The organism is Rhodoferax sp. GW821-FHT10B06, assembly GCF_059415605.1.
The window spans coordinates 61,056-73,744 of the sequence record NZ_JBWKNO010000006.1; the positions used below are offsets into that span (position 1 = coordinate 61,056).

Sequence of the window (12,689 nt, forward strand, 5' to 3'; positions counted from 1 at the left end):
ACCAAACTGGTTTTAAAATTATGCCAATTCATGAAACACACTGCCCTCCCCGCCACTGAACCCAGCCCGTCACCGCTGCGCGTGCCACAGCTCTACGAACTAGTCGCCGAGCGCATCAAGAAATCCATCCAGGACGGCAGCCACCCGCCTGGCTCGCGCCTGCCGGCCGAGCGCGACCTGGCCACTACCCTGGGTGTGGGCCGCGCCACGGTGCGCGAGGCCATGGGCGAGCTGGTCAACCAGGGCGTGGTGCAGACCAAACCCAACTCCGGCTCCTTTGTGCGCAACAACGCACTGGAAGTGATGCGCAGCATGAAGGTAGCCCCCACCCAGCCCGACACCAGCCCCCTATCCACCCTGGCCGCCCGGCTCGCCATAGAGCCGCTGATTGCCCAGTTTGCCGCCGCCGTGGGCCGGCGCGACGAGGAGATTGAACGCCTGCTGGACCTGATGGAGCGCACCAGCGACCTGGGCGACCCGGCCCAGCGCCGCGACTGGAACGAGGCCGACCGCCAGTTCCACCACCGCATCGCCCTGATGACCGGCAACCCGGTGATGCAGGCCATCGCCCAGGTGGTGGCCGCAGCGGTAGACGAGCCGCTATGGCGCCAACTGCGCGACTACGGCATCCACGACCCGGCCCGTGCCCGGCTGTATGTGTACGAGCACCGGCTGATCTACGAGGCGATTGCCACCGGCAACCAGGACGCGGCCGGCTTCTACGTACGGCAGCACCTGGAGCGGGTGCAAAAGGACATGCTGGCGACCTGAAACCATCTATAACTAGGGTTCAGACAGCCCACAGGAGTCCGTTATGCGCCGCTTCATCTACACACTGCTTACCGCCAGCCTGCTCGCCGCCGGGGCCGCCCACGCCAAGGGCACCATGTCCGAAACCAACTCGGACGACCACCTGAAAGCCGCGCAGGCCGCCATCCAATCTCGCAACTGGGGCCTGGCACAGACCGAGCTGGACACGGCAGTGCGTGCCGACCCGCGCAACGCCGACATCCACAACCTGATGGGCTACACCGCCCGCAAGAGCCCCACGCCGAACCTGGCCAAGGCCTTTGAGCACTACAAGATCGCGCTGCAACTGAACCCCAAGCACCGCGGCGCGCACGAGTACATTGGCGAGGCCTATCTGATGAACCAACAACCCGCCGAAGCCCAAAAGCACCTGGCCGCGCTGGAGCAGATTTGCGGCAACCGCAGTTGTGAAGAATACGAAGACCTGGCCAAGGCGATCTCGGACTACCAGGCCAGCCACCCGTAAATACATCCTCAGGAGCCAACGCCCCGCCCATGCACCGCCGCCAGTTTCTCGCCTCCGCCAGCACCCTGCCCCTGCTGGCTTGCCAAAGCCCATCCGAGATCACGGGCGGCTTCACGGGTATCCACTTCGAGCGTGGCCACCTGCTGCGCAACACCAGCAGCTACCCCGCGCCCAGCATCACCCGCCGCACCCATGTGCTGATTGCCGGCGGTGGCGTGGCCGGGTTGGCGGCGGCGCGGGCCTTGCGCTTGAAAGGTGTTGAAGACTTCGCCCTGCTGGAGCTGGAGGACAGCGCCGGCGGCAACAGCCGGGGCGGCGCGGTAGGCGGTATCGCCTGCCCGCTGGGCGCGCACTACCTGCCCGTGCCCGGCGACGATGCACCCGATGTGCAGGACCTGCTGGAAGAGCTGGGCCTGCGCAAGCGCGTGGCGGGTCGCTGGGAATACGAGGAACGCCATCTGTGCCACAGCCCGCAGGAGCGGCTATACCTGCACGGCGCCTGGCAGGACGGCCTGCTGCCGGTGGCCGGTGTGGGTGCCGACACGCTGTCCCAGTACCAGAAGATGGCCACGCTGGTGGAACAGTTGCGTGCACAGACACACTGGACCATTCCCATGTCAAATCGGCCGCTGGCGCAGGTACAACGTGCGCTGGCAGCTATCACTTTCGCAGCATGGCTGGAGCAGAACGGCCTGAACGACAGCTATCTGCGCTGGTATCTGGACTACTGCTGCCGCGACGACTTTGGTGCGGGTGCCGCTACCGTGTCGGCCTGGGCCGGCATCCACTACTTCGCCAGCCGCCACGGCTTCCACGCGCCGGGGGCGGACAGCGGCGAACGTGACAGCGTACTGACCTGGCCCGAAGGCAATGCCTGGCTGACCCGCCGCCTGGCCGCGCCTTTAGGTGAGCGCTTGCACACCGGCCAGGTGGTGGTGCGCATCGCTGCGACCAAGCAGGGAGTGGAAGTGGATGCCTACAACACCGCCACCCGCGCACTGGAGCGCTGGCAAGTACGCCGCGCCATCGTGGCGCTGCCGGTGTTCATTGCCGCACGCGTGCTGCAGAACCCGCCAGACTTCCTGCGCCAAGCCGCCGCTGCTACCACCTACGCGCCCTGGCTGGTGGCGAACATCCACATTGAGGCGCCGCTGTACGACCGCCCCGGCCCGGCGCCCAGCTGGGACAACGTGCTGTACCAGGCTCCCGGCCTGGGCTATGTGGACGCCATGCACCAAAGCCTGCAGCCGGTGCCCGGCGCCACGGTACTGAGCTACTACCGCGCACTGGGCGATGTGCCGGACGGCCGGCGCATACTGCTGGAAAAACCCTGGGCACAGTGGCGTGATGAGATCCTGGACGAGCTGGCTGCAGCCCACCCGGACATCCGCGGCAAAACCAAGCGCATCGACATCACCCGCTACGGCCACGCGATGGCCATACCCACGCCCGCACTTTCAAGCCAAATCGGCCTACAGCGCACATTTAACCTGCGCGAGCAGCTACAAAAAACAGAGCGTATTACCTTCGCACACAGCGACTGGGCGGGTTACTCGGTGTTCGAAGAAGCCTTCACCCAGGGCCATCTGGCGGGGCTGGCTGGCGCGCTCAGCTAGGCTTTTTGGGGTCGAAATGGGTGGCACCGCTGCCGCCCGCCACCGAGTACAGCGCGCCGGGCGCATTGCGGGTCTGCTGGAACTGCTCCAACGTTTCGCCGCGCATGGCAGCGTAGATGTGCAGATTCGACACGCCCAGCACCGCACCCAGCTTTTCCAGCACAAAGAAGATGGCGCCGTAATGCAGCAGGCCACGCCAGTCGCGTGCGCGCAGCAGGCTACGCTCCTGCTCGGACAGGTCGGCGGCGGCAAAACTGGCCTCGGGGTCGGCCATGAAGGCGGCGCGGTGCGCGGGCTGCACCATGGCGTGCAGATAGCGGTTCAAACGGTAGGCCTGTGCGCTGCGCTGCAGGTCGAATGGGTAGGTGCCCTTGAGCGACTGGGCACCATCCAACTGGCGGGCCATGTGGGCCTGGTGGCGAGCGATCTCGCCGGCCTGCGCGGGGGCGGCCAGATTCTCATAAATAGCGGTGGCAATGCCGGTCATGGACGGCAGGTAGTAGGTCTGGTGCAGCTTGCGCACCTGGCTGGACAAGGCGCCACGCATGGTCAGCCACATGATGACCTCGGCACCCTCCAGGCCACCCAGCTCGGCGTATTCGGCCTGGGTCATCTCGGTCAGGCGCTGCGGGTCGTTTTCAAACATCTCCAGAAAGCGGGCGTCCCAGGCCGGGTTGTTGAAACCGGCGCGCTCACCGTGCACCTGGTGTGACAGGCCACCGGTGGCCACAATGGCCACGCGCAGGTCTTCGGGGTAACTCTCGATGGCGCGGCGCAGTGCCTGGCCCAGCTTGTAGCAGCGGCGTGCGCTGGGTACGGGAAACTGCAGCACGCCCATCTGCAAGGGCACCACCTGCACCGGCCAAGCGGGCTCGTGCGGGCACAGCATGGACAGGGGCGAAAAGCAGCCGTGGTCCAGCGGCTTGTCCTGGAAGAATGACATATCGAACTCATCCGCCACCAGCGACTGGCCGATGTGCGCGGCCAGCGCCGGGTGGCCTGGCACCATGGGCAGGTCGCGCGCGCCGCCGCCCTCGTCGGCCACCTTCCACTCGGGTCCCACGCCCAAGGCAAAGGCCGAGTAGTGGTCGAAGAAGAAGGAGGTGATGTGGTCGTTGTAGATGAACAGCAGCACGTCGGGCTTTTTGTCCTGCAGCCAGGCCTGCACCGGGGCAAAGGCCTCGAAGATGGGCGCCCAGACCGGGTCATCCTGCTTGTTGCGGTCGAAAGCGAAGCCAATCGTTGGCGTGTGGGATGCGGCGATACCGCCAATGATGGTGGCCATGGTTTTCTTTCTAATAAGCGAAGCGCTCAGTGCGCTCTCTGTGATGCGTAGGGAATCGTCGGGGTGTTCACAATGCCGCGGCGGTTCAGCAAAATCGCCAGGCCAGCCAGCACCGCGGGTACGGCCAGCACGGTGAAGATGCCTTCAAAGCCCCAGCCCAGGCTGAGCAGCACGCCGCCAATGGATGAGCCCATGATGCTGCCCAAGCGGCCCACGCCTAGCATCCAGCTCACGCCGGTGGCGCGGGCCATGGTGGGGTAGCAGCCAGGGGCAAAACCGTTCAGCCCGGTCTGCGCACCGCTCAGGCAGATACCCACAGCCACCACCAAAGCGACGATGGAGGCGGACATCAGACCGTTCAGTCCCATCACGACCAGGGCAACAGCCCCCAGGATGTAGGCACCGGCGATAACTTTATTCGGATTCATGCGGTCCATCAGCCAGCCGACCAGCAGCGCGCCCACGGTGCCGCCCAGCTGGAACATGGCCGTCACATTGGCGGCGCGGTCTACCGACATGCCGGCGTCTTTCATCATGGTGGGCAACCAGCTGGTGGTCAGGTAGATCACCAGCAAGCCCATGAAATAGGTCACCCACAGGGTGATGGTGCGCAGGCGAAAGCCCTGGTGGAACAGCACGGCCAGGGGTTGGCGCGCGCCCACGGCGGCTTCGCCGGAGATGAATTCCTGCACGCCGTGCAAGGCGCTTTGGCTGACCTTGGCCAGCACTTTGCTGATCTGGCCCGCGGTGTAGCCGCGCGTCACCATGAAGCGCGCCGACTCAGGCAGGAAGAAGAACAGCATGGGCAGCAGCAGCAAGGGCAAGGCGCCGCCCATCACCAGCACAGACTGCCAGCCAAACGCCGGTATCAGCGCCGCGGCCGCAAAGCCCACCATGGCCGAACCCAGGTTGAAGCCGGTGAACATGATGGCCACCAGAAAGGCACGCCGGCGCTCTGGCACATATTCAGACAGCAGCGTAGTGGCATTGGGCATGGCCGCGCCCAGGCCCAGGCCGGTCAGCAGGCGCAGCAAGGCCATTTCGGTGGGGTTGCGTGCGAATGCGGTAAACAAGGTGCACAGACCAAAGCCCAGCACCGACAACAGCAGCACCTTGCGGCGGCCAAACCAGTCCGACGACGAACCGGCGAACAGGGCGCCCAGCGCCAAGCCGATGGGGGCCGCCCCCATCACAATGCCGAAAGCGGGGCGCGAGATATGCCATTCGGCCAGGATGGACGGGGCGATGAAGCCCATGATGGCCACGTCCATGCCGTCCACGGCGACGATCAAAAAGCACAACACCACCAGCCACCACTGGTTGCGTGAGAGGGGTCTGCTGTTGATGAATTCCCGGACGTTCAGGGTAGGGGCAAGCTGCATGGCGAAAAAAGTCTCCGTTGTAATTTTTGAGAGCTGGCGCTGGAGCCAGATTTGCAAGGACCGCATTCTGGGCAGGCCGCTGACTTCCGCACAGATGCCACGAAACAGGCCGCGATAACCGCTGGCTATCGCGTTTTGCCAATAGGCCGCGAGTCGTTACCATCCGGGCCATGAAACTCACGACGCTACGGGCCCTGATCGCCACCATCGAAGAAGGCAGCCTGCGCAGCGGCGCCAGACGCATGCAGATATCGCAACCCGCCCTGACCAAGATGGTCCGCGAGCTGGAGCTAGAGCTGGCCACCACGCTGCTGGTGCGCACCTCCAAAGGCGTGCTGCCCACGGCCCAGGGCACGGTGCTGTACCAGCGGGCTCTGGCGGTCTGCAAGGAGCTGGGCACGGCGGTGGATGAAATCAACCAGCTGGGCGGCAAGATGGTCGGTTCGCTGCACATAGGCGCAGTGCCACTGGCGGTGATGCTGCTGATTCCTGAAACCCTGCGCACCTTTGGCCGCGAGTTCCCCGAGATCCAGTTGCGTGTCAGCGAAGAGCTGTACCAGGCGCAGATGCAGCGCCTACGTAACGGCCATGTGGACATCGCCGTGGGCGGCATTCCCACCGGGTTGTCATCGGGTGAATTCGTGGTGGAACCCCTGCTGCAAACCAGCATGGTGGTGGTGGTGCGCAAGGGCAGCCCCCTGGCGAGCGCGACCTCGCTGCAGCAGCTGATGGGTGCCAAATGGGTGTACACCGGCGCCTCCAACGACACCGGTTACGCCAAGCTGCTGTTTGAAAGCAATGGCCTGCCCGCACCGCCGGTAGGCGCCATCGTGAACTCCACTCTGGCCCTGTTGTCGCTGGTGGCCACCGGCGACTTCGTGGGACTGATGCCGCAGCAGATCGCCACCCACCCCATGGCCGCACCATTCCTGAGCCTGGTGCCGCTGGCAGAGGGCGGTTTTCCGCTCACTGTGGGCGCCATTGTGCGTAGCGACTCGGTGCTGTCGCCCGCCATACGCCACTGCATTGCCCACCTGCACAGAGCGGCGCACCAGTTGTCACGCCAAAGTGCGGGCACTCTGCTGCCTTAGGGCTGAATCGGCTGCAGGCAGCCCGCCCCCATGACCTGGATCAAATACAAGCTCCGCCAATCCACCTAAGCTGCGGCAGCTTGAAAGGATTCTGAACATGGCACAGCTGGAATGGAGCGACGCACTGGTCTTGGACCTGGCGGAAATGGACCACACCCACCACGAATTTGTAGACCTCTTGGCACTGGTGGAAACCGCGCCGAACGACAGCGTGGTCCGGCACTGGGCCGAGTTGATCACGCACACCGAAGCGCATTTCGGCCAGGAGGACGCATGGATGCGTGACACCGGGTTTTCATCTTCCAACTGCCACAGCCTGCAGCACAAAGTGGTGTTGCAGGTCATGCGCGAAGGTCTGCGCAACGGGCATGACGGCAAGCTGGACGTGGTGCGCGACATGGCCCGCGAGCTGGCCGCCTGGTTCCCTGCCCACGCCCAGTCGATGGACGCGGCGCTGGCCCTGCATTTGCGCGGCATAGGCTACGACCCGTCCACCGGCCAGATCGCCATGCCACAGGCCCTGCCCGAGGCCCCGATACACGGCTGCGGCGGAGCCAGCTGCTCGGACATGGCGCGCCAGGCCGAGACCAGCGCAGCCTAGTAACCATGCCCATCATGTTATGGTTCGAGGTGAACACCCACCCTCGGTAACCTAACTATGTCGGAACCGCAGACGATCACGGATTCTCCGCGCGCAAAAGATACTTCGCTTCAGCAAAACGGTCGCTTGGCTACGCCAATCGCCAGCGCGGCTTTACCCCCGCCACCCACCCTGCCCGCCTGGTTGGAGGCCGGATTGCAATCGGGCGCGGAGCACGTCACCATCCTGGCCCAACGGGCTTACCGATTACACGCCGTTCAAGTCGACACCCCCCTGCTGATGGTGCCCTTGGCCGGACTGAAACGCTTGGAGGTCGATGGCAAGCAGGCCGAGGTGGCGTGTGGTGAGTTTGTCATGCTGCACCATGCTTGCAGCATGGGGGTTGAAAATATACCCCCGCCTGGTACCACGGATGCCTACCGGGCTTGGGCAGTGCCGTTCCCATGGCGAGTGGTAACACTGGCGCGTACCTTGGTGGGCGCGCACAGTGCCACTGCGCCGGCGGCGGCGCTGGCCAAACCCTTCAGTTGCGGGGATTTGACAGCTTTATTGCCTGGCGTACGGGCCTATTTGACCGCCATGTCTCCTGCGGGTTGGGCGCCCGACGCCGCGCAACGTGACCATGCCTTGCTTGGCTTGCTGCTGGCTTTGGTTCGAGCAGGCCATGACCCGTTTTTGTATGCCCAAGACCCATCGGTGGTGGCGCGCATTCGCTTGCTGGTGGCTGCGGCGCCAGAGCGCAACTGGACCTCGGGCGACTTTGAGCTTGCCTTGCATATGAGTGGCGCCACCTTGCGCAGACGCTTGGCACAAGAAGCGACCTCGTTGCGGCACATTTTGCGAGAAACCCGTTTGCTGCACGGCCTGGCTTTGTTGCAGTCCAGCCGTCGCCCGCTCAAGTCCGTCGCTTTGGCTTGCGGCTATCTGTCGGTCGCTAGTTTTAGCCGCAGTTTCATGGCCCAGTTTGGAGTCGAACCCAGCGCGGTATCCAATACCTGAGCGTTTCACGCATTTCTTTGAGCGCCTGGCGTTGGCGAATTCCTGGAACATCAACCCCAACACACGGCATATCACTGTTGCCTGTGTCGGCTTGCGAGATCGGCGATTCAGATCTCGGTTTTTCTACCAGGAACTCTTCATGAAGAAATCTTTTATCCCCTTGCTCTGCGCGTTGGGTTTGAGCGCAGGCGTGTCTTTAAGCGTACATGCTCTGGAGCTGAGCAGTACAGACATCGCCAACGAAAAAACACTGGACAGTGCCCAGGTGTACCAAGGCTTTGGATGCAGCGGCGGCAATGTATCGCCCGCCCTGAACTGGAGCGATGTGCCTGCAGGCACCAAAAGCTTCGCCATCACCGCCTACGACCCAGATGCCCCCACGGGCAGCGGCTGGTGGCATTGGAGCGCATACGATCTGCCCGCGAGCCTGCGCAGTTTGCCAGCAGGTGCAGGCAAACCAGGTGCCTTGCCTGGTGGCGCCAAGCAAGGGCGCAATGACTTCGGCAGCAACGACTTTGGCGGCGCTTGCCCACCCCAAGGGGACAAGCCGCATCGCTACATCTTTACCGTGTTTGCACTGAAGGTGGACAAACTGGAACTACCCGCAGACGCATCAGCGGCCTTGATTGGCTATATGTTGAATGCAAACAAGCTGGCTACCGCCAGTATCACGGCAAGGTTTGGCCGCTAGGGACACCCTGGATCATTCCCTGCGTTCTGCCGATTGAATTCCAATCGACGGTTTGCTGCAGGGCGTTTTGGGCCTGCAGCCAAACCTCGATCTTTGATTGCAGCAGTCGCCGACGGGTAATCCGCCGATCTGAGGCTACGCGGAACGCCGCCGGTGCCTGCACAATGGTGTCATCGCTTGACACCCCCGCAAAGGCAGCACCATGGCAGACGCGCTCATCGCCGTTCCGGTTTACCCTCCTCTAGAACCCTACCGCAGCGGCACGCTGGCGGTGGACGACATCCATACCCTGTACTGGGAAGAATGTGGCAACCCGGACGGCGTGCCCGTGCTGTTTCTGCACGGCGGGCCGGGCTCGGGCATATCGCCCAAGCACCGGCAATTCTTCGACCCTGCGTACTACCGCATCGTGCTGTTCGACCAGCGCGGCGCGGGCCAGTCCACGCCGCTGGGCGAGGTCCGCAACAACACCACCCAGCTGCTGGTGCAGGACATCGAGCAGTTGCGCGAGATGCTGGGCATTGGCAAGTGGCTGGTGTTCGGCGGCTCCTGGGGCTCTACCCTGGCGCTGGCCTATGGCGAAACCCACCCCGAGCGCTGCAGCGGCTTTGTGCTGCGCGGCATCTTCCTTTGCACCCGGGCCGAGGTGGACTGGTTTTTGAACGGCATACGCTGGTTCTTCCCCGAAGCGCATGCGCAGTTTGCCGGCCATATCCCCGAGGCCGAGCGCGGAGATTTACTCAAGGCCTACGTGCAGCGCCTGTTCAGCGATGACCCGGCTGAAAGCCTGGCCGCAGCCCGCACCTGGAGCCGCTATGAAGGCAGTTGCCTGCACCTGCTGCCGCACCCGGAGGTGGCCGATACCTTTGGCTCCGACGCGGTCGCCCTGGGCGTGGGCCGGCTTGAGGCGCACTACATGCGCAATGCGGCCTTTCTGGACGAGAACCAGCTGGTGCGCGACGTGGGCCGCATCCGCCACCTGCCGGCCACCATCATCCAGGGGCGCTACGACGTGGTCTGCCCGCCGCGCTCAGCCAAGGCGCTGCACGCAGCCTGGCCCGAAGCCAGCTTCACGATGGTGGAAGACGCAGGCCATGCGGCGTTTGAGCCCGGCATCGCCAGCGCACTTGTCGCAGCCACCGATCGCTTCAAGCTGACCGGCACGCTATAGGGCTGCAGCGCCCGCCGCCGTTCAGCTACGGCGCGCAGTAAGCCACTGGGTGGACGGCAGGGCTTCGGCCACCACGCGCACTTCGCCGATGTTGCCGAAGAATCCATCCGCGCGATCGCCGTCCCAGGAGCCCGCCCCCACCACCCAGGGAGAGGTGGCGGACAAAGTGGCCAATCCGGGCACATTGCTGGTGTTGCGCAGCACGGGGGCGCCTTCCACATACATCACCGTGTCATGCGTGGCGGGGTCGTTGACGATGGCGATATGCACCCAGGTATCCGCAATGATCTCACCCGACCAGCTAGCCATACCCTCGCGCGACCCGCTGGTGTCGGGCACCACCTCCCACTGCACCTCACGCAGACTGGAGATAGCGAAGAGCATGGGGGGCGACTCTGGATCGCCACCGTCGAAGCCAGACAAATCGCCACGCTTGCCATCGCGGGTCATGATGTTCATCCATGCATGCTTGGCCTTGTCCCATGCCTTGTCGATCTTGATGAAGGCCTCCACCGTATAGCCCGAGCTGGTGAATGTTTGCGCATTGATGGCGGCCGTGGCGTCGGTCAGGAAATAGCTCATGCGTGGCGTGTTTTTATTGGTGTTGATAAACGCCACCGACCCGGGAGCTGCAGACAAATGGTGGTGGTCACTGCTCCACACCACATCGCCTGCCTCCGCGCCCACAATCACGCTGGCATTGAGCTGGTCGCGCTTGAGCGGGTTGGCACCGGTGACATCGGCGATCTGCGTTCCCGGCGCAACGGCCGAGCCTTCGGTGCCGCCAAAAAAACGCCAGTGCGCCACGGTGGAAGCGACCTTGGGGTAGTCGTCCGTATCGCGGGGTGCCACCGGCTGCACAACAGCTGGCTCGGTAAAACCCTGCAACACCAGGGCTTTCGCCTGGTCCACCAAAGACGATGCCACGGTGGCCTTGCCAAGCCCAAAGTTGGGATTGAACCGGGAGAACCGCTTGGCAAAATCCATAGGGATTTCGAAGCTGTGGTTGCTGGCGGTCAACACAGCCTGGTCGAATGCATTCAAGGTGTCCGCAGGCTTCATGGGGACCCAGGGGGAGAACGACAACACCTTGATCAGCTTGTGGGTCAGGTCAAACTCATACAAGCGCATCAGGCCATTGCCGCCCTGGTAGGCCATCTGGTAGTCCACCACCATTTCTTCGACCGCGTTGCCAAAATCGTTCACCTTGGTCAGATGCGCGCCCCCGTGGTGGTGGCCGTTGAGGGTCATGAAAATCTGGTCGTTGTCTCGTATCAATTTCTCCCACAGCATCTTGCCGTAGCCGGTCTCCAAGGGGCTCACGGCGTCGGGTGCAATATTCAACAACTGGTGGTTCACCAAAATGACGGGCAAGCTGGGGTGGGCCGCAATCACGCCCCGCGCCCACGCAATTCCGGCATCAGAAATGCGCCAGGACAAGGACAGCACCAGGAACTGCTGCTCCTGCGCCGTGAAGATGTGGTACTCGTGGAAGCCGGTGCTGTCACGCTCGCCAAAGGTACTTTGGCGCTTGGCGCGCTTGGCACCAAACCATTGCAGATACGGCTCGTTGGCCAGTACGCGCTGGGTGTCCGTGCCGGTGGTTGGGCTGGCATCAAAGTCCACATCGTTCAACACGTCGTGGTTGCCCGCCAGGATCGAATACGGGATCTTGGCTACCTCCAGTACCTGCATGGCGGTATCGGCCACCTTCCATTGCTCGGGCTTGCCCACCTGGTCCACCACGTCGCCGAGGTGGATCAGAAACGGGATATTCAGCTTTTTTGCGTTGTCCGCCACCCATTTGGTTTGTGCGAAATATGGCTCACTGCCGTAGTGCCGCTCGTACTGGCTGCTTTCAGAGGAAGTCGCGTAGCGCGAATAGAACTGGGTGTCGGGCAACACAGCCAGTGCGAAGCTGGAGATCGGGGCAACCGAATCACCGTCACCGCCGCCGCAGGCGCTGAGCGACACACCCGCAGCCAGGGTCGAGGCGGACGCCAGACCCAGCTTCAACACATTGCGGCGCTGCAGCGCACCGCTCGCGTCCGACACACGCTGTGCAAGAGGTTTCGGCAAAAGACTTTTCATGGAACGCATACCCGGTGGTTTGTATGCGCCCAATATATTTACCGAAAATTAAAAAAATATTACAAACCCGTACACAAGACGATTTACCCGCCAATGCGCAAGTAAAGATGGAAGCGGCCCACGCAAGCCGGGCCGTTCCGGGCTGCGCGCGCTATTTCAAGCCCAAGATCCAAGCCGCCAGTTGCCGTGCTTCGGCCTCCGACACCTGGGGGTTGGCCGGCATGGAGTCCATTTGGTCGGTGGGGCCGCCATGGATGATGGTATGGGCCAGCTTTTCCACCATGCCCGACTGGCCTGCGTACTGCACCGCGATGTCTTTGAATGCCGGCCCCACGACAGCCTGGTTGACCGCATGGCAGTCCAGGCAGTTCTTTGCCTGGGCCAGCGCCAGCTCATCGGCCGCGACAGCCAGCACCGGGCCTAACAGCATGCCCACGACCAGCAGCCACTGTTTACGCAATTCCATCTTGATCCCCCCTTTTGAAA

Annotated in this window: 12 protein-coding genes; 8 read left to right on the forward strand and 4 right to left on the reverse strand. The window is 63.4% G+C overall.

All coding sequences use genetic code 11. The annotated features are described in order from the left end of the window. The first annotated feature begins 30 nt into the window (after positions 1–30). The 3 genes from AC07O2_RS11530 to AC07O2_RS11540 are packed head-to-tail and all read left to right on the forward strand — an operon-like array spanning position 31 to position 2,892. The gene (locus AC07O2_RS11530) at positions 31–771 is read left to right on the forward strand and encodes a FadR/GntR family transcriptional regulator (protein WP_495075882.1); all 741 of its coding nucleotides are present in this window, start codon (positions 31–33) and stop codon (positions 769–771) included. Between the two features lie 43 nt (positions 772–814). Continuing rightward, complete coding sequence (locus AC07O2_RS11535; RefSeq protein WP_495075883.1) at positions 815–1,276, forward strand: tetratricopeptide repeat protein; 462 nt, start codon at positions 815–817, stop codon at positions 1,274–1,276. 29 nt (positions 1,277–1,305) lie between these two features. Continuing rightward, positions 1,306–2,892 carry an FAD-dependent oxidoreductase gene (locus AC07O2_RS11540; protein WP_495075884.1) on the forward strand — a complete coding sequence of 529 codons (1,587 nt, stop codon included), beginning with the start codon at positions 1,306–1,308 and terminating at the stop codon, positions 2,890–2,892. On the opposite strand, the gene AC07O2_RS11545 is transcribed toward AC07O2_RS11540, so the two are convergent. Together AC07O2_RS11545 and AC07O2_RS11550 are read right to left on the reverse strand one after the other, a co-directional pair. After that, positions 2,885–4,177 (reverse strand): gallate dioxygenase, encoded by a 1,293-nt coding sequence (locus tag AC07O2_RS11545; RefSeq protein ID WP_495075885.1) that lies wholly within the window; start codon positions 4,175–4,177, stop codon positions 2,885–2,887. The genes AC07O2_RS11540 and AC07O2_RS11545 overlap by 8 nt on opposite strands. Before the next feature lie 26 nt (positions 4,178–4,203). Then, entirely contained in the window at positions 4,204–5,559 is a 1,356-nt protein-coding gene (locus AC07O2_RS11550; protein ID WP_495075886.1) for an MFS transporter, read from the reverse strand. A 170-nt stretch (positions 5,560–5,729) separates the two neighbouring features. Between AC07O2_RS11550 and AC07O2_RS11555 the strand changes: the two genes are divergently transcribed. From AC07O2_RS11555 to pip, 5 genes are all read left to right on the forward strand, one after another. Then, a complete protein-coding gene (locus tag AC07O2_RS11555; protein WP_495075887.1) occupies positions 5,730–6,650 on the forward strand; it encodes a LysR family transcriptional regulator in 921 nt (306 codons plus the stop codon). Between the two features lie 97 nt (positions 6,651–6,747). Beyond that, complete coding sequence (locus AC07O2_RS11560) at positions 6,748–7,251, forward strand: hemerythrin domain-containing protein (protein WP_495075888.1); 504 nt, start codon at positions 6,748–6,750, stop codon at positions 7,249–7,251. Positions 7,252–7,377: 126 nt separating this feature from the next. After that, positions 7,378–8,250, forward strand: coding sequence for a helix-turn-helix transcriptional regulator (locus AC07O2_RS11565; RefSeq protein WP_495075889.1), 873 nt, complete (start codon positions 7,378–7,380; stop codon positions 8,248–8,250). Positions 8,251–8,389: 139 nt separating this feature from the next. After that, positions 8,390–8,941, forward strand: coding sequence for a YbhB/YbcL family Raf kinase inhibitor-like protein (locus tag AC07O2_RS11570; RefSeq protein WP_495075890.1), 552 nt, complete (start codon positions 8,390–8,392; stop codon positions 8,939–8,941). Between the two features lie 202 nt (positions 8,942–9,143). Then, positions 9,144–10,112, forward strand: coding sequence for a prolyl aminopeptidase (gene pip / locus AC07O2_RS11575; protein ID WP_495075891.1), 969 nt, complete (start codon positions 9,144–9,146; stop codon positions 10,110–10,112). A 21-nt stretch (positions 10,113–10,133) separates the two neighbouring features. Here pip and AC07O2_RS11580 read toward each other — a convergent pair whose 3' ends face one another. After that, positions 10,134–12,203: a laminin G domain-containing metallophosphoesterase family protein gene (locus tag AC07O2_RS11580; protein ID WP_495075892.1), complete on the reverse strand. Its 2,070-nt coding sequence runs from the start codon at positions 12,201–12,203 to the stop codon at positions 10,134–10,136. Between the two features lie 151 nt (positions 12,204–12,354). After that, complete coding sequence (locus AC07O2_RS11585; protein WP_495075893.1) at positions 12,355–12,669, reverse strand: c-type cytochrome; 315 nt, start codon at positions 12,667–12,669, stop codon at positions 12,355–12,357. Positions 12,670–12,689 lie beyond the last annotated feature (20 nt).

Bases quoted from the DNA above. Each gene is read 5' to 3' on its own strand.
- AC07O2_RS11530 (WP_495075882.1), top strand. From the start codon at position 31: ATGAAACACACTGCCCTCCCCGCCACTGAACCCAGCCCGTCACCGCTG.
- AC07O2_RS11535 (WP_495075883.1), top strand. From the start codon at position 815: ATGCGCCGCTTCATCTACACACTGCTTACCGCCAGCCTGCTCGCCGCC.
- AC07O2_RS11540 (WP_495075884.1), top strand. From the start codon at position 1,306: ATGCACCGCCGCCAGTTTCTCGCCTCCGCCAGCACCCTGCCCCTGCTG.
- AC07O2_RS11545 (WP_495075885.1), bottom strand. From the start codon at position 4,177: ATGGCCACCATCATTGGCGGTATCGCCGCATCCCACACGCCAACGATT.
- AC07O2_RS11550 (WP_495075886.1), bottom strand. From the start codon at position 5,559: ATGCAGCTTGCCCCTACCCTGAACGTCCGGGAATTCATCAACAGCAGA.
- AC07O2_RS11555 (WP_495075887.1), top strand. From the start codon at position 5,730: ATGAAACTCACGACGCTACGGGCCCTGATCGCCACCATCGAAGAAGGC.
- AC07O2_RS11560 (WP_495075888.1), top strand. From the start codon at position 6,748: ATGGCACAGCTGGAATGGAGCGACGCACTGGTCTTGGACCTGGCGGAA.
- AC07O2_RS11570 (WP_495075890.1), top strand. From the start codon at position 8,390: ATGAAGAAATCTTTTATCCCCTTGCTCTGCGCGTTGGGTTTGAGCGCA.
- pip (WP_495075891.1), top strand. From the start codon at position 9,144: ATGGCAGACGCGCTCATCGCCGTTCCGGTTTACCCTCCTCTAGAACCC.
- AC07O2_RS11580 (WP_495075892.1), bottom strand. From the start codon at position 12,203: ATGAAAAGTCTTTTGCCGAAACCTCTTGCACAGCGTGTGTCGGACGCG.
- AC07O2_RS11585 (WP_495075893.1), bottom strand. From the start codon at position 12,669: ATGGAATTGCGTAAACAGTGGCTGCTGGTCGTGGGCATGCTGTTAGGC.